The sequence below is a fragment of the Vreelandella arcis genome, assembly GCF_900103865.1.
Taxonomy (GTDB): Bacteria; Pseudomonadota; Gammaproteobacteria; order Pseudomonadales; family Halomonadaceae; genus Vreelandella; species Vreelandella arcis.
Genome location: NZ_FNII01000001.1, coordinates 1 through 15,534, shown reverse-complemented (window position 1 = coordinate 15,534; position 15,534 = coordinate 1). Strand labels below are relative to the sequence as shown.

Sequence of the window (15,534 nt, the reverse complement as noted above, 5' to 3'; positions counted from 1 at the left end):
AGTAACGATGTATTTATGGATCAAAGCGATTCATCTAATCGCGATGGTGACTTGGTTTGCCGCCTTGTTTTATTTACCCAGGCTGTTTGTCTACCATGCCCAGGCTCGCGACGCCGATGATAGCCAGGCGATGAGCTACTTCACTACCATGGAACGTAAGCTTTATCGGGGCATTATGATGCCGTCGATGATTGCTGTGCTTATCTTTGGTGGCTGGCTTTTGTTTCTTGCGCCTGCGTGGTTGAGCCAGGGGTGGATGCACGCGAAGCTGTTGCTGATTGTTCTGTTAATTGCCTATCATCACGTATGTTTAATTTATCTCAAGCAGTTCAGCCAGGCGCGATGCAGCAAAAGTCATGTATTTTTCCGCTGGTTTAACGAGGCCCCGGTGATTGCACTGATCGGGATTATCCTGCTGGCGGTCGTGAAACCATTCTGATGCGCCAACCATTACCCCCTGTTGTACTTGTGCTGGCGGGACATGACCCGACTGGCGGCGCTGGGCTAATTGCGGACAGCGAGTCGATCGCGGCTTGCGGCGGCTGGGCGGTTACCATCCCCACCGCGTTTACCATTCAAAATTGCCATAACGTGGTGCGTGTGGTGCCTACCGACGCTGCCTTAATGGGCCAAATGGTCGATGAGATTGCCATGATGCCGGTGGCCGCCATTAAGCTGGGTTTAATTAGCAGCGCCTCAACGCTCCAGGCTGCCATTGCGATTATTCGGCGCTTTCCTGGGGTACCGGTGGTGGCTGACCCGGTGTTAAAAGCAGGGGGTGGCACTGAACTCTCGACCCCTGAATTACGTCAGCAGTATCGGGATCAACTGCTAGCGCATGTGGATATATTGACGCCTAATCGGGCTGAACTGGCGATGCTTACCCCTGAGTGCCAGACAACCGATGACGATACCGCGCGGGCGGTAGCGTTGCTATCGTTAGGTTGCCAAGCGGTATTGGTATCGGCCACCGATGATCCGCTGCCAGGCACTGACGACCAGGTACAGTTGACGCTGCATTCACCGGACAACACCCGCCAATGGCAATGGCCGCGTTTACCTGAGCAGTTTCATGGCTCGGGCTGCACATTATCATCTGCCATTGCGGCTCGCTTGGCTGTGGGTGAGCGCTTACTTACTGCCTGTGAACAGGCCCAGCACTATACCTGGCAAAGCTTGTCACATGGCTATCAGCCAGCAAGCGGACAGTGTTTACCCAACCGTACCCCGCGTGCTTCACGTTTTTGACCTTATGACGCCATGCGATAAATGAAGAGGACGCCATGACGACTTCTGCTGAACTGTTTGAACTTGCCAGCCGCCATATTCCGGGCGGTGTTAACTCTCCTGTGCGGGCCTTTAAAGGCTTGCATCGTCCGCCGGTTTTTATGGAGCGGGCGCAAGGCGCCTATTTGTTTGACGTCGAAGGTAACCGCTACGTCGACTATGTGGGTTCTTGGGGCCCCATGATTACCGGACATGCGGATCAGGATGTGCTGGCTGCCGTGCGCGCTCGCCTGGATAACGGCTTGTCGTTCGGCACACCGACGGCCGTCGAAACCACCATGGCGGATCTGATTTGCGAGATGATCCCGTCCATGGAAATGGTACGTATGACCAGTTCCGGCACCGAGGCGACGATGTCAGCGATTCGTCTGGCACGCGGCGCCACAGGGCGCGACAAAATCGTCAAGTTTGAAGGCAACTACCACGGCCACTCTGATTCGCTGTTGGTGAAAGCCGGCTCTGGCGCGTTAACCCATGGCGAACCCAGCTCACCAGGGGTGCCTGCCTCGCTGGCAGCGCATACCATTACGCTTTCGTACAACGACCCTGAAGGCGTTGAGGCGTGCTTTGAGGAAATGGGCGATGAGATCGCCTGTATTATCGTTGAGCCGGTCTCCGGCAATATGAATTGCATTCCCCCCCAGCCTGGGTTTTTAGAAACCCTGCGCCGGGTGTGTAATGAGCACGATAGCGTGCTGATTTTTGATGAAGTGATGACGGGGTTTCGTGTGGCACTCGGTGGCGCGCAAGCCCACTACGGCGTCATCCCCGATCTCACCTGTTTGGGTAAGATTGTCGGCGGCGGTATGCCGGTGGGCGCTTTTGGCGGCAAACGCGAGATTATGCAAAACATTTCGCCGATGGGCCCGATCTACCAGGCGGGAACGCTTTCCGGCAACCCACTGGCCATGGCAGCCGGTATTGCGCTATTAACCAAGCTTAAAGTGCCTGGCTTCCACGATGCCTTGGCACAGCGAGTTGAAACGCTTTGCAACGGTCTGCAAGAACGCGCCAATGCCGCCAACGTGCCGATGATGACGCAGTCAGTCGGCGGTATGTTTGGTGTGTTTTTCACCGGCCAACGCCGTGTGGATAACTTTGCTCAGGCCACTGCCTGTGACCCTGAAGCGTTCCGGCGTTTCTTTGGCGCTATGCTGGATCATGGGGTTTACCTCGCGCCGTCGGCGTTTGAAGCCGGGTTTATGTCCAGCGCCCATACGCCGGAAGACATCCAGTTAACTCTGGATGCTGCCGAGAAAGCCTTTGCCTCTATGTAACAGCTAGTAACGAAAATCCCGCTATACTCAAAGAGCCGCTGATATCCAGCGGCTCTTTGCGTCGTGGGAGCCATTATGAAACGACTTTTAACGTTACCCAGCGCCGCCCTGTTGGCAATCGGATTAACTTTTCACCTACCGCTAATGGCACAGTCGCAGCAGGAGCATTCGATGTCTCAGATCCATATCACCATGGGCGGTAGCGATGGGGCTGTTTTTTCTGCTCATTGGCGGGTAACCCACAACGGTGAGACCACGGAATACCGTGAGGAACAGGGCCGCGTACCGGCGGAATTTAGCTATGAGGGGTCAGCTTTGGAAGGAACCATTACCCTGCTAAGCGAAGGAGAACGGTTAACGGTGGATATTCTAAAAGGCACTAACCGCTCGCACTCATCTACCCAAGGCAAAGGTGGCACCTTGATAGTATCAATTCGTTAACAAAAAAAACGCTCCTTAAAAACAGTCAAATTGCTTAAGAACCCCACATTTTCGTGGGGTTCTGTCGTTTTAGAGGCTTGTCGATTATGGCGGCTGACATTGTGGGCCTCCCAAAAGGAGGGGAAAACGTAGTTAGTTTCTATTTATAACATTGTATTTAAAGAATTTTTATAACACTTAACTAAAAAAATAATACTAGCCCAGTCGCATAATCTCATTTTTTCTTTGCCTTCCCGTATGAATAAAAACACCTGCCAATTTGACGAATATCAGGTGTGCCTTCTTGTGATCCTCTCCTAGTATGTAAATCAATATTACAGAATTAGATCTTTATGTAACTTTGAGTATCTAGTCGATGGGTTCACCCCAGGATCAAAGGCTAAAACGATGATTTCCACACAAGCGACAGCCAATCAGCAGCGTGATCAGGTTAGCAGTAGTTGCCCTGCAGGTAACGTAAATAAGTGCCTGGTCAAGCGTGCTCAACGTGCTGAAGGACTTAAGTCCATGCTGGCAAAAGGATTGTCGACGCTTGTCATGACCGGCTTCATCGCGAGCGCCTGGGGCCAGGAGCGCCTTACAGATGACAGCTACCACCGGGTTTTCACCACCTATCGTGCTGTCTCGCTCATCGATGGTAACTCCCTGAGCAACGTACAGGGGGCAATCAACATCAATATGGCAGCCGGTAATAGCAATCTACAAAGTAACTCCGGTGTGATTGCCATGGGCGACTACGCCCTGGCCAATAACATTGTCGTGCAGGTGGTCGAATCGAATAATCGCCTCGCGCCGGAACTGGCGAGCGCCGTGATCAAAGATCAGGCGTTGAGCCAAGCGGTTGGCTGGATTTCCGTCAACCAGGCAGCGGGGCAAGAGAATGTGCAGAGCAACACGTTAAGTGTGGCTCTGGGCATAAGGGGCAGTTCACTGAACAGCGAGTCGCTGAGCCAGGTGTTGTCCCGTACGCAGGTGCCGACCGGTGAGTCGGATGACAGCGAGGCGTCACGCAAAGTCGCCATTGAGGATACGGCTTTTGCTGGGTCGCGCGGTGTCATTCAGGTGAATCAGTCGGCGGGAAGGGGCAACGTTACCGGGAACCGTGTGGGTATCCAGATGACATCTGGTGCTCGCTGACAGTGGTAGACGTGCCTTCATAACATCAAAAGCACTATTTGCAGGTTCATTCAGGAGAAAGATCATGAAAACATTCGCAAAAGCACCGCTCGCCATGGCTATCGCTGCCCTTCTCGCAGCTCCCTATGCGCTGGCTACTGACAACAATACTTTCGATACTGATGCCAAACTCGATGTGGATTTCGAAAAAGAGATTACCGTCGAGATCGGCCATGAGATCGAGAGCGATGTCTGGGTGGAACTGGATATGAAAGCCGATGTGCTGGATCCGAACCACTTCTCGATGGCGACCATTAACCGGGAGCAGTTTACCGACGATAACACTGTCGAAGATGATCAAACGGACAACACATCAAAGGTGTATGGCTCGGGCGGTGGCGCCAAGGGTAATATCGGTGTCAACGTGTCCAGCGGTGGGCTGAACTCCCAGGGTAATGATGCTGCCCTCTCCAAGGGTAGTACAGGAGAGATGACCACAGAAACCACTGTCACTGAAACCGAGTACTCTTATTATCCTTGGGGTGGTTTGAAGGATAAAGAGGAAACAACTACCAGCACTTCTACTACTGATGAAGCTATGGTCTTTGCCAAGGCTGCTACCTTCTCGATTCAGTCCTCATCGAATAATGAGTACGACAATGATGCAACGCAGAACAGTGCCTTGGTAGAAGGGTCGTTTGGCGGTGCAGCCGGTAATATCGGAGTCAACGTGGCATCAGGGTTTGGCAATGGGCAGCATAATGCCATGTCACTCGCTCTGGGTCAGAATAGCTCCGCTGAAGCCACCGGGGTGTCCGTTCAAACGCTCTATGGTAACGATCTGGATAACGACGTTACTTGCAACTGTACTCCCACATCCAACAGTAATGATGCAACCTTGAAAAACAGCTTTGGTGGCGCTCACGGTAATATCGGCGTCAACATCGCTTCCGGCAATGCCAACCTGCAGAGCAATACGCTGTCTATCGCTCGCTCCAAGTGAGTTGATGCTCAGGTTGTTCCCGGTCCGCTGCTTGGCGGGCCGGGTTTTCGAATTTAACAGCGTGCCGGAGGCGAGTATGAAGACCTTTTGGGGTTCCCTGCAGGTTCTATCCTTGTCTATGGCGGCTTTGGGTGTTGCCGACCCTGTTGCAGCGGCGTCGATCCAAATGGGTAACGTCGTGCCCGGTACCCAGGTAACCAAACAAGTGATGTCCATGAGGGAGCTGAAATTCGAGAACCTGGTGGCCCAGGAGACGGATTTTTCCTGCGGTGCGGCTTCGCTAGCCACTATCCTCAAGTACGCCTATGGGCGGTCTGATGTTACTGAGGAAACGGTTCTGCAGGGCATGTTTGAAATCGCCGATGCCGATCAGGCCAAGCGTTTGGGCTTCTCGTTGCTCGATCTCAATAATTATGTGGAAACGGTAGGTCTGCGCGGTCGTGGCTATAAGATTGATGTGCCCTCCCTGGATACGGTGTCGATTCCGGTCATTGTGCTGCTGGATCTGGATGGCTATCAGCACTTTGTGGTGCTGAAAAAAGTTGAGGGCGACCGGGTCTACGTTGGCGACCCTGCGTTAGGTAATAAGGTAATGAATCGCTCCGAATTTGTTGAGGCTTGGAACAACGTCATCTTCGCTGTGGTGGGGGAGAACTTCGATACCAGCACGGTACTGCTTGATCCGGCCCAGCCACTGACGGCACGCCGACTCACGGACGTCTTCTCACCAGTCCCCAAGCAACAACTGCTGGATTTCGGGTTTCGCCATGCTGAGGTGTTCTAAGCACCTGGCGCAATAATCGTGAGGATGGAAACATGGACGGGCATAAAAGTATTCGGCGATGGGGCAACGCGGTAACCGTGCCGATAATAGGCATCTCTATGATGCTAACCGCCATTCCGGCGGTGCAGGCGGCAACCGTGGCGACTGATTTCAATGATCCAACGTATCAGCATGGCAAGCAATTGACCGATCATGAGTTGGCGCAATTGCGGGGTAAGGCCGTCAACGGCCGCCAGGTGCTCTTTTTCGGTGTGGAAATGTCAACGAACTGGCAAACGCCGCTGGGTGAGAAGATTCATGCGCGGGCGAATTTGGGCATCGATATGTCGGGCGGTCAGCCTTCGCCAAGGTTTTCCACACATATCACCTCTACCACCCCGGAGGAGTACGCCGCATATCAGCAGAATATAGCCAACACTTCTTCTTTGACTAATAAGGGCTTGCCTGAGGGCAGAGGAAGAGGAATTGTACAGTTAGTACAGGCTGGCGGTGATTTCAATAAGGCCAATAACGCCTTCTTGGTGAATGTAGGGCAAGGTGCCGGGCATAACAGCAGCGAACCTGTAAATGGCGAAACAGAGTTGGCACATAGCGGCGCTCTTGTGACGGTTGGCAGACAGGCCGGCGGGATAGGGATGACGATGACGCTACCCGGCGCGGGGGTGGTAAGCCAGGATATAAGCCCGGGCCGTGGTCTGCATCAATCCATCCAGCTTACCAGTGACCATCAGCAAATCAGAAACATGACGCGCTTGAATGTCCAACTGGGTAAAGTCTCAGATGCGGGTGTTAACCGCGATTTCAAAAGCTTGTTGAAATCAGTTCGCGCACTGGAGCGCCTGTAATCAAAAAAAACATCGCAACCTGCTTTAATTGCGTAAGAGGCCGATTATTTTCGGCCTTTTTCATGCTTATAGGCTTAATGCTATTGCCTGTTAAGCTGACTGAGGGTATCAAGAAGTAGGGTCTTCCTTCGCGATCGAAGGGGTGAAGGCGAAAGGCTCTTACCGAGCTAAAGTTTAAGGGGATCACCAATGCAGTATAATAATTCCACAAGCAAGTCGCTGTCTGCGGGTCACCGATTTTTGCTCCCGCTGTGTCTTTTCACGGCGGGGAGTCTGTCGACGGGGGCAATGGCACAGAGTAGCGATGAAGAGGTCGTCCGAGAGGCCCAGCCCAGCCAGAGCGTCCAGAACGTGTTACGTGAGGAGCACGCGCTTTTCTCTGACCGTTTGACCATTGAGCCAGGCATCAGCTACTCATATTCTGATCGCAGTGAATTGGGGCTAAGCGGGTTTCTTGTGCTGGATGCCATCTTTCTGGGTGATATCAGCGTCGATACGGTGGAAAGCCACACGACCACTTTCGATGTGAGTACCCGTTACGGGGTAACAGACCGGCTAGAAGTGGAGCTGGTGATCCCTTATGTCTACCGTAGTAGTCACTATGAAACCATCGGTGCCGGTGGGGCGACAAACGAGCGAGTCGAAGAAACCGTCAGTCAAGGCGATTTGGGGGACATCAGTGCTGGCCTCTACTATCGTGTCTTGGCTGAAACTCCGTCCCGGCCCGATGTGGTATGGAATTTTTCCGTTCTGGCACCGACAGGCAAACATCCATACGGTATAGAAACCACTACGGTAGATTCGGGAGAGGGCGAGGTGGAAAACCTGACTGTGCCGAATGACTTACCTACTGGTAATGGTGTCTGGGGGGTAAGCACTGGGCTTTCGTTCCTCAAGACAGTCGATCCGGCCATCATTTTTGCCAATGTTGGCTATACCCATAACATCGCCCGAGACTTTGATGATATCAATGCCAACGTAAATTTAGGCGATAGCATTCGTCTAGGGTTTGGCACGGCTTTCGCTTTGAATGAGCGCTTCAGTCTTTCCATGTCTTTTTCCCATCAGCATTCCTTGGAAACAAACGTTACTCCTGAGGGAGGGGCTGAGCGGTCGGTCATCGGTAGCAGCGCTAACGCCGCCTCGTTTAATTTTGGGGCTACATATGGCTTGTCGGACTCTACCTCGATCGTTACCAGTATGGGTATTGGCTTGACCGACGATGCGCCAGACTTCACGCTCAATTTCCGTATGCCTTTCCAGATCTAAACCTTAATTAAACCGTACCACCTGAGTCTTGATAAACTCAGGTGGTACGGCTCATTGCAATATTAGTGACTAGTTAAGATAAATACCCACCGACAGACAAACGGATCACCACACACTGTGGTGACCTGGTTCGTATGCTGGCGAGGCGTGTTTTTAGCGGGTATCGCTATTCAGCTATAGTGCGGCGTTATCTTAGCCAGTTCACTCTTGTTAGACGTTAACGGTGGCGCTGCAAGCTTCGCGCGGTTTCAATGTTGGGTAAAATGGGCCCCAAATTCTGATGTATCCAATTCAGCGCCTGAATACGGTTGTGCACGTTGATTTTGCGGAAAATGTTGTAAAGGTGAGACTTAACGGTATGCTCGCTTAAAAACAGTTTTTCGGCAATTTGGTGGTTAGATGCGCCCGCGCTTAGCAACGAAATAATTTCCATTTCTCGGTTGGTAAGGCCGCAGGCGGGTCGAAAAGCGTTGTTCTGATACTTGCGATAAAACAGGATCAGCCGCGTCATCAGCTCGCGGGACATCCAGAGTTCACCTTCGAGTAACGCATGGATTCCCTTGCAAATGACATCCAGGCTCTCATGGCGATAAAACACCCCTTTTAATTGCGCGCAGGACAAGGCTTCTAGGGCGTGATCCATATCGCGGATATTAAAGGCGGCTATAGGGGTGTTGCTGAGTGCCTCGGGTAACCGATGCTGCCAGTCCGGCAGAGTTTCAGCGCTGATGTGATCACTGTCGATCAGCATCAAGGTGTTCCCCGATGCCGGTGTGGTGATCGGTTCATGGGGAGGCTGAATATGCACCCGGCACTCAGTATGAGTTCCTAGATATTCCGCAAATAGTTGTGATTGTGGGCTTTTTTCGGTAACGACGAATACCGTGTTGGTAGCCTTTTCCTGCGGCATTGGAGAACCCTCATAGAAATAACGAATGAGCAGGTAACCCGTTAAGTGTTGTCTATTAGTTTTAAAATGTAAATATATGTTACTAGTAAATCATCAAAAAAGGTGGCTCTGAATAATTTTATTAACAGCAAGTAATTGAATATATTTGTTTATTATTTTTTCCCTACTAATAAAATATTTTTTATAAAGTACACCGAGTTACACGATAATCGCTTTTGTCGTGCCATTAGCGTGCGTAAACTGGTTACTCACCCCAGGAGGTCGCCGGATGACCAGTACGCAAACCCTTGTGCTTGCCAGCGGTAATGCTGGTAAGTTGAAAGAGTTCAACGAGTTACTATCCCCGCTTGGCTTTGATGTACGTCCTCAAGCCGACTTTGGTGTCCATGACGTCGCAGAAACGGGCATGACATTTGTTGAAAATGCGCTTATCAAAGCCCGCGAAGCGAGTCGTCATAGTGGGTTGCCCGCCCTAGCTGACGACTCTGGCCTAGAAGTTGATGCCTTACAGGGCGCGCCGGGTATCTTCTCTGCCCGTTATGCCGGCGAACCCAAAAGCGACCAACGCAACAACGCCAAGCTGGTTGATGCGTTACATGACTGCCCAGAAGGCCAACGCACGGCGCGCTATTGGTGCGTACTGGTTTACTTGCGCCACCCCGAGGATCCGGTTCCGGTCATTGTCCAGCGTAGCTGGGAAGGCGAGGTGCTTGCTCATCCACGCGGAGAGGGTGGCTTTGGCTACGATCCGTTTTTTTGGCTGCCTGACCAGGGGATGAGCGTGGCGGAACTTCCCAGCGAGTCGAAAAATCGCCTCAGCCATCGTGGTCGTGCCCTTGCCGGGTTGGTCGAGGTTTTACGGGTGGCCCATGGCTGAGCCATTGCCGCCGCTATCGCTGTATATCCACACGCCCTGGTGCGTACGCAAGTGCCCTTACTGTGATTTCAATTCACACGAGCCCCAAGCCAAAGAATTGCCCGAGGCCGCTTATCTGAAAGCGTTGTTACAGGATCTCGATGGCGATCTTGAACTAGCGGCTGGGCGTACTTTACAAACTATTTTTATTGGCGGTGGCACCCCAAGCCTGCTTTCACCTGGTTTTTATCAACAGTTACTCGAAGCAATAGGTATGCGGCTTCCACTGGCCGATGACATTGAAATAACCCTCGAAGCGAACCCAGGCACGACCGAGCAAGAGCGCTTTATCGGGTATCGGGAAGCCGGGATTAACCGCTTATCGTTGGGGATTCAGAGCTTTCAACCCGCTCAGCTTGAAGCGCTTGGCCGTATTCATAGCGGTAACGAGGCGATCAACGCCGTCGAGCAAGCCCGTGCTGCTGGCTTTATGAATATCAACGTGGATTTAATGCACGGCCTGCCCCAGCAGAGCGCTGCGCAGGCGATAGACGATATCGACCACGCCCTGGCATTAGCGCCTGAGCATCTCTCCTGGTACCAGCTAACCCTTGAACCCAATACGGCATTTTATGTTCATCCGCCTGTGTTGCCTCAGGAGGAGACCCTTTGGGATATCCAGGATCAGGGTCATCAGCGCCTTGAGCAGGCTGGGTTTGAGCGCTATGAGGTTTCTGCTTACGCAAAGCCGCTTTGTCAGAGTCAGCACAATATTAATTATTGGCAATTCGGCGATTACTTGGGGATTGGCGCTGGGGCGCACGCTAAGCTGAGCCGCATTGACCTCGAGGGGGCGTGGCACATCGAACGCCGCTGGAAAACGCGTCAGCCTGACGCTTATTTAAGGCGCGTCAATGATCCCCGCGGATTTATTGCCGGCAAACAGGCAATCGCCGAGAGCGAATTGCCGTTGGAGTTTGCGATGAATGCGCTGCGTTTAACCCAGGGCGTGCCTTTTTCACTATGGTCGGCCCATACAGGGCAGCCAGATGATGCGTTACTGGCGCGCTTGCACAATGCCCAGGAAAAAGGACTTTTGATGGAAATGCCTAAAAGGCTACAAGCTTCCCCTCAAGGTCTATTATTCTTGAATGAATTGCTGGCGTTGGTCAGCGAAGAGTAATCTCATAGATGCAAGATATGTTAAGGAGTGAGCGATGCGTATTTCTCGACTACTAACCCCGCTAGCGGCGGCTGTGTTTGTTGCCGGTTGTGCAACCTCAAGCCCCTACGGTGGTGGTGAAACTCAGCGCTCCAGTACAGCCACCGGCACGGGCATAGGTGCTGCGGTCGGGGCTGTAGCCGGTGCGTTGTCCGGGGATGGTAGTACTAGTCGTCGCGACCGGGCGCTAATCGGTGCTGCCGTAGGCGCTGCTGCCGGTGCAGGTATCGGTGCCTACATGGATCGTCAAGAACAGCAGCTGCGTGAAAACCTGCAGGGTTCACGCATTGAAATTGATCGTCGTGGCGACGATATTGTGCTGAACATGCCTAGTAGCGTGACCTTTGGCTTTGATTCCGCCGAGTTGACCAGCCAAGCGCGCAGCTCGCTAAACGAAGTGGCCAACGTGGTGAGCCAATATGCCGACACCCGGGTTAATATTGCCGGCCATACCGATAGCACTGGTGACGATGCCTATAATCAACGCTTGTCTGAGCGCCGTGCTCAAGCAGTGGGCAGCTATCTGGGCCAGAATGGCGTGTCGTCAGCGCGTTTAAGTACGCGCGGCTATGGTGAATCACAGCCGGTTGCCAGTAACAATACTGAAGCAGGGCGTAGCCAAAACCGCCGCGTCGAAATTACCTTAACGCCCACTGGGGAAGGCCAACGCCAAGGCTAAGCATTAATTACCTTGCGCTACCCCATGCCCGCTATGCTGATGTAGCGGGCTTTTTTATGAGTTGTCGAGCCAAAATGCTGTCTTATCAACACGCTTACCACGCAGGCAATTTTGCCGATGTACATAAACATTTGACGCTGTTTGCGACCCTTGACTACCTGTTGCGTAAACCGTCTCCGGTGACCTATATCGATACCCATGCCGGCCGTGGGCTTTACCCACTGTCGAGCGATGAAACCCAGCGGTTACAGGAGTATCGCGATGGCGTATGGCCGCTTTGGCAGGCCTCGGCGTCGATATCCGACCCCTTGTTATGCGACTGGCTAGCCACCCTGTCTAGGGCCCAACGTGACCCAGCCGAACTGACCCATTATCCCGGCTCTCCGTGGTGGATAAGCCAGGCACTACGGGCTAAGGAGCGTCTTTATGGGTTTGAGCTGCATCCTGGCGAGCACCAACATTTGGACGACCAACTGCTACCGGCAGGAGTTGAACGCGTTCATGGGGACGGCTTGGCGGTATTATGCCAACGGTTGCCGGTCCCAACACCCCGGGTATGTGTGCTGATTGATCCAAGCTACGAGCGTAAAGACGAATACTGGGAGGTAGCGGCTACGCTCAGCCTGGCAATGGCGAAGGCACGTCACGCGGTTATCTTAATCTGGTACCCCCTGCTCCCCGCCGGGCATCATCAGGCGCTGCTCGACGCGCTTGCCAGTAGTGGCATTCGTAAAATATGGCGCAGCGAATTGCACCTGCGAGCCGCCGATGCCCATGAGCGCGGCATGTACGGCAGCGGTATGCTGGTGATTAATCCGCCCTGGGGGCTAGATGAGCGTTTAGCGGGGGCCATGGCGCAGCTAACCCCGCTGCTGGGTGCGCAGAGTCACTATCACGCCGACTGGTGGGTTCCGGAATAACACGGCATCTCAGGTCGAGAGGCTTATTTTTCGATGTATAATATTTTTTTCTCTTAAAAACAATAGATTATATATATTTCGAAGCACCTCGGAGTGCAGAAGATTTGCGAAAAAAGTGTGAATTTAAGCAAATTTTTTTAAAATCAGGCCCCTGACCATCAATTTCCAAAGTGGGAAAGTTGGATATCAATACCCTTAAAAATCCTCACTTCATATCTCGCAGACAGGATAATGCTGTTTGCTCTTTAGCCTCGCCTAAACAGCCTAGATGCTATTACTAATTAGTGGCGCAATCAGTTATTTTATGCATCACTTGACGCACAATGATATTGTGCATATTGTGGTAATTTAGTATCAGTACCTGCGGCTCGGACTAATGCCTCCTAACGGTTTTACCAAAGAAAACTTCTTAGGCGCCCCTCTCCGAAATAACGGAGACTGGGCTTCTAAGCCAGAAATTAAAGTTATTAGTAGTTGGAGATAATAGTCATGAAAAATTCGAAATATCGTCCAATTACTGTCGGTCAAATCTTAGTGTCTGAATTTTTAAAACCTATGAATATAGAAATCAGTGAATTAGCTGAAGCTATGGGTGTCCACAGAAATACGATAAGTCGAATAATTCACGATAAAGGTAGGCTTACTGCGCCAGTAGCTATAAAACTGGCTACAGCTTTGGGTAATACGCCAGAGTTTTGGCTGAAAATTCAGTACGCAGTTGACGTATGGGACATAAGGAATAAGGTTTTTGAAAAAGAGTCAAAAAATGTTAAACGCGTTAAATCAAAAAACGAAAGAGTAGATGCTAAGTTCGGATAGAGTAGTTCCGTATAGCTGCTATACAATGACTTATTTATATTTTAATAAACATATGGATCTTCCCTTATGGCACAAGCTGATACATTGGTTGAGCTTCTGAAAACAGCCAGCTCTGGCGATCAGCAGAGTTTTCGGAAAGTAGCCGAAAAGTTAGTTCAAGAAGAGAAAGATAAAGGTCATCGAATCCTTGCAGAGCGGTTACTAAAGTCGCTCCAGCAAGGTGCCAACATAAGTGCCAGGAGCAACGCTTTTAAACGATCTGCACCTTCAAGCTCGGTAAAAGATTTGTTTTACGAATTAACACCGGAACGAGGTCTCGACAGCTTAATGCTGTCTGAAAAAATTAGACCCCTTATTAGTGAGTTGGTAGAAGAACAGAAGCGAGCTGAGCTTCTTCATGCTTATAATCTTAGTCCTCGAAACCGTATATTGTTAGCTGGTCCTCCTGGAAATGGAAAAACAACACTAGTCGAAGCTTTAGCGTTTGAGTTGATGTGTCCGCTAATAGTGATTCGTTACGAGTCACTCATTGGAAGCTATCTAGGAGAGACATCTACGAGGATAAAAAACCTACTAGAGTATGTGAAAAGTCAACGATGTGTGTTGTTTTTTGATGAGTTTGAAACGCTAGGAAAAGAAAGAGGAGACATCCACGAGACAGGAGAAATAAAGCGGGTCGTGAGCTCACTATTATTGCAACTTGATGAGCTGCCAGACTATGTTGTGCTCGCTGCTGCTAGTAACCATCCAGAACTTTTAGATAGAGCTGTTTGGCGAAGGTTTCAACTAAGAATAGAGCTTCCTAAGCCTAGTAGAGCACAATTGTCAGATTTTATCGAATCGATAGCTAGTCGGTCTGGTGTTAACTTCGGTTATGCGCATGAAACAATAGCCAAACACCTACTTGGATCTAATTTCGCTGAGGTAGAGGAATTCTCTTTAAGTATTATAAGACGAGCTGTACTAGATAGGAAAACAGACAACGCAAGATCAATAGTTAAGACGAAAATTGAGCAGTGGCGTAGTAGGTTAATGCCGAAAAGTGAAAAAATCTCTTTTGAATTAGAAACTAACGGATAAAAGTAAAAGGATTTAGTATGGCTGATCATCTTCCACTTATAGTATTTCCTAACGCTTCGGTAATTTCTCCTGAAAAGGGAAAGGGTTTCCCCATAAGTCAACCTAGTTTCCCAAGCCATGCTAACCAAGTAGGAAGACTTAGCGGTCAAATTAACTCTCTTAAGAGAGACTTTCAAGAGTATACGGTTAATGTATCTGGAGCAGTTGCTGGTCTAGAGCCTGAAACTGTGCTGGTAATAGAAATAGCGGGTAGCGTTGATGACTTTAAGCAAGCAATAGAATCAGCCGGTATGGAATGGCTCGGTGAATGGGACATTGACGATATAGAACCAACAGATGACTTTTACGAATTAAACAGTAAAGGGCAGCGAGTCGATAAGCTGGTAACTGGGAGAATGTTTCTCTCGATGACAAGCCAATCATCTCTTGAAGAACTCCTAAGCCTCTGGGAGAAATGGAAAAAAAATCAGAAACTGCCAACAGGTAAGACAAAATGGCGTGATGTATTTAATCAATTAGTGACGATTCGTAGATGGGGGATAGAAGAGACACTTATTGAGACAGGCATGATCGATAGGTGGGAAGATTATTTAAACCCAATAGATCCGGACGAGAGAATTTCTTTTCAAATAGAGCTGTTCTATAGAAAGAGTTTGCAAGTTAGATCGCGAATTGAGAGCGCTATTACTCAGCTTTTAGCCCGCCTCATTCATCAGGAAGCCGAATGGGGGTGTTGAACCGCGGGATTGCCGGTACCGGCCTACTTCAACGTCATCAAGCCACTTGATAGCCGGGTAGTCTATTCCTTATCCGACTCACAACTCGTCCATTCATACCTTATAAGCATCAATATCGAGCACTGGCGCAGCCGCGCCCGCCGACCTTCGTTGTGGCCGCTCTGCTGGCTGATTGGTTCATGTGATGCCGAGTGTCAGGCTAGGGCCGTCAGCCGAGGCAGGCCCTTCAGCAAGGTCGGCCACCATTTGTCGGCGGCATCGCCGAGATGCACCGTGATGCGACGGGCGT

The 15,534-nt window shown here is 50.9% G+C and carries 17 protein-coding genes; 16 read left to right on the top strand and 1 reads right to left on the bottom strand.

What is annotated here, in order from left to right:
- Positions 1-7: 7 nt before the first annotated feature.
- From hemJ to BLR97_RS00045, 9 genes are all read left to right on the top strand, one after another.
- Entirely contained in the window at positions 8-439 is a 432-nt protein-coding gene (gene hemJ / locus BLR97_RS00085; protein ID WP_089701251.1) for a protoporphyrinogen oxidase HemJ, read from the top strand.
- Positions 439-1,248 carry a bifunctional hydroxymethylpyrimidine kinase/phosphomethylpyrimidine kinase gene (thiD, locus tag BLR97_RS00080; protein WP_089701250.1) on the top strand — a complete coding sequence of 270 codons (810 nt, stop codon included), beginning with the start codon at positions 439-441 and terminating at the stop codon, positions 1,246-1,248. Before hemJ ends, thiD begins: the two co-directional genes overlap by 1 nt.
- 35 nt (positions 1,249-1,283) lie before the next feature.
- On the top strand, positions 1,284-2,564 hold the full coding sequence (gene hemL / locus BLR97_RS00075; protein ID WP_089701248.1) for a glutamate-1-semialdehyde 2,1-aminomutase: 1,281 nt from the start codon (positions 1,284-1,286) through the stop codon (positions 2,562-2,564).
- A 75-nt stretch (positions 2,565-2,639) separates the two neighbouring features.
- Positions 2,640-3,005 (top strand): hypothetical protein, encoded by a 366-nt coding sequence (locus BLR97_RS00070; protein WP_244511080.1) that lies wholly within the window; start codon positions 2,640-2,642, stop codon positions 3,003-3,005.
- Between the two features lie 387 nt (positions 3,006-3,392).
- Positions 3,393-4,142, top strand: coding sequence for a hypothetical protein (locus BLR97_RS00065; protein WP_089701246.1), 750 nt, complete (start codon positions 3,393-3,395; stop codon positions 4,140-4,142).
- A 64-nt stretch (positions 4,143-4,206) separates the two neighbouring features.
- Positions 4,207-5,124 (top strand): hypothetical protein, encoded by a 918-nt coding sequence (locus BLR97_RS00060; RefSeq protein WP_089701243.1) that lies wholly within the window; start codon positions 4,207-4,209, stop codon positions 5,122-5,124.
- 76 nt (positions 5,125-5,200) lie between these two features.
- On the top strand, positions 5,201-5,908 hold the full coding sequence (locus BLR97_RS00055; RefSeq protein ID WP_211605008.1) for a C39 family peptidase: 708 nt from the start codon (positions 5,201-5,203) through the stop codon (positions 5,906-5,908).
- A 32-nt stretch (positions 5,909-5,940) separates the two neighbouring features.
- Complete coding sequence (locus BLR97_RS00050; protein ID WP_089701241.1) at positions 5,941-6,753, top strand: hypothetical protein; 813 nt, start codon at positions 5,941-5,943, stop codon at positions 6,751-6,753.
- Between the two features lie 189 nt (positions 6,754-6,942).
- A complete protein-coding gene (locus BLR97_RS00045) occupies positions 6,943-8,022 on the top strand; it encodes a transporter family protein (RefSeq protein WP_244511078.1) in 1,080 nt (359 codons plus the stop codon).
- A 217-nt stretch (positions 8,023-8,239) separates the two neighbouring features.
- Here the strand turns inward: BLR97_RS00045 and BLR97_RS00040 are convergent, their stop codons facing one another.
- Entirely contained in the window at positions 8,240-8,932 is a 693-nt protein-coding gene (locus tag BLR97_RS00040) for a response regulator transcription factor (RefSeq protein ID WP_089701237.1), read from the bottom strand.
- 268 nt (positions 8,933-9,200) lie between these two features.
- On the opposite strand from BLR97_RS00040, the gene rdgB reads away from it, so the two are divergent.
- From rdgB to BLR97_RS00005, 7 genes are all read left to right on the top strand, one after another.
- On the top strand, positions 9,201-9,809 hold the full coding sequence (gene rdgB, locus BLR97_RS00035) for an RdgB/HAM1 family non-canonical purine NTP pyrophosphatase (RefSeq protein WP_089701235.1): 609 nt from the start codon (positions 9,201-9,203) through the stop codon (positions 9,807-9,809).
- Complete coding sequence (hemW, locus tag BLR97_RS00030) at positions 9,802-10,971, top strand: radical SAM family heme chaperone HemW (RefSeq protein WP_089701233.1); 1,170 nt, start codon at positions 9,802-9,804, stop codon at positions 10,969-10,971. The genes rdgB and hemW overlap by 8 nt, the downstream gene beginning before the upstream one ends.
- 34 nt (positions 10,972-11,005) lie before the next feature.
- Complete coding sequence (locus BLR97_RS00025) at positions 11,006-11,689, top strand: YiaD family glycine zipper/OmpA-like lipoprotein (RefSeq protein WP_089701231.1); 684 nt, start codon at positions 11,006-11,008, stop codon at positions 11,687-11,689.
- Positions 11,690-11,763: 74 nt separating this feature from the next.
- Positions 11,764-12,609, top strand: a complete 846-nt coding sequence (locus BLR97_RS00020) for a 23S rRNA (adenine(2030)-N(6))-methyltransferase RlmJ (protein ID WP_089701229.1) — start codon at positions 11,764-11,766, stop codon at positions 12,607-12,609.
- Positions 12,610-13,098: 489 nt separating this feature from the next.
- On the top strand, positions 13,099-13,428 hold the full coding sequence (locus BLR97_RS00015) for a HigA family addiction module antitoxin (RefSeq protein WP_089701226.1): 330 nt from the start codon (positions 13,099-13,101) through the stop codon (positions 13,426-13,428).
- 66 nt (positions 13,429-13,494) lie between these two features.
- Entirely contained in the window at positions 13,495-14,508 is a 1,014-nt protein-coding gene (locus BLR97_RS00010; protein WP_089701224.1) for an AAA family ATPase, read from the top strand.
- Positions 14,509-14,525: 17 nt separating this feature from the next.
- Positions 14,526-15,245, top strand: coding sequence for a hypothetical protein (locus BLR97_RS00005; protein WP_089701221.1), 720 nt, complete (start codon positions 14,526-14,528; stop codon positions 15,243-15,245).
- Positions 15,246-15,534 lie beyond the last annotated feature (289 nt).

Excerpts from the sequence above, each read along its gene's own strand:
- BLR97_RS00025 (WP_089701231.1), top strand. The coding sequence starts at position 11,006 with ATGCGTATTTCTCGACTACTAACCCCGCTAGCGGCGGCTGTGTTTGTT.
- BLR97_RS00010 (WP_089701224.1), top strand. The coding sequence starts at position 13,495 with ATGGCACAAGCTGATACATTGGTTGAGCTTCTGAAAACAGCCAGCTCT.
- BLR97_RS00070 (WP_244511080.1), top strand. The coding sequence starts at position 2,640 with ATGAAACGACTTTTAACGTTACCCAGCGCCGCCCTGTTGGCAATCGGA.
- BLR97_RS00040 (WP_089701237.1), bottom strand. The coding sequence starts at position 8,932 with ATGCCGCAGGAAAAGGCTACCAACACGGTATTCGTCGTTACCGAAAAA.
- BLR97_RS00015 (WP_089701226.1), top strand. The coding sequence starts at position 13,099 with ATGAAAAATTCGAAATATCGTCCAATTACTGTCGGTCAAATCTTAGTG.
- BLR97_RS00020 (WP_089701229.1), top strand. The coding sequence starts at position 11,764 with ATGCTGTCTTATCAACACGCTTACCACGCAGGCAATTTTGCCGATGTA.
- BLR97_RS00055 (WP_211605008.1), top strand. The coding sequence starts at position 5,201 with ATGAAGACCTTTTGGGGTTCCCTGCAGGTTCTATCCTTGTCTATGGCG.
- hemW (WP_089701233.1), top strand. The coding sequence starts at position 9,802 with ATGGCTGAGCCATTGCCGCCGCTATCGCTGTATATCCACACGCCCTGG.
- BLR97_RS00060 (WP_089701243.1), top strand. The coding sequence starts at position 4,207 with ATGAAAACATTCGCAAAAGCACCGCTCGCCATGGCTATCGCTGCCCTT.
- rdgB (WP_089701235.1), top strand. The coding sequence starts at position 9,201 with ATGACCAGTACGCAAACCCTTGTGCTTGCCAGCGGTAATGCTGGTAAG.
- BLR97_RS00050 (WP_089701241.1), top strand. The coding sequence starts at position 5,941 with ATGGACGGGCATAAAAGTATTCGGCGATGGGGCAACGCGGTAACCGTG.
- hemL (WP_089701248.1), top strand. The coding sequence starts at position 1,284 with ATGACGACTTCTGCTGAACTGTTTGAACTTGCCAGCCGCCATATTCCG.
- BLR97_RS00045 (WP_244511078.1), top strand. The coding sequence starts at position 6,943 with ATGCAGTATAATAATTCCACAAGCAAGTCGCTGTCTGCGGGTCACCGA.
- BLR97_RS00065 (WP_089701246.1), top strand. The coding sequence starts at position 3,393 with ATGATTTCCACACAAGCGACAGCCAATCAGCAGCGTGATCAGGTTAGC.
- thiD (WP_089701250.1), top strand. The coding sequence starts at position 439 with ATGCGCCAACCATTACCCCCTGTTGTACTTGTGCTGGCGGGACATGAC.
- hemJ (WP_089701251.1), top strand. The coding sequence starts at position 8 with ATGTATTTATGGATCAAAGCGATTCATCTAATCGCGATGGTGACTTGG.
- BLR97_RS00005 (WP_089701221.1), top strand. The coding sequence starts at position 14,526 with ATGGCTGATCATCTTCCACTTATAGTATTTCCTAACGCTTCGGTAATT.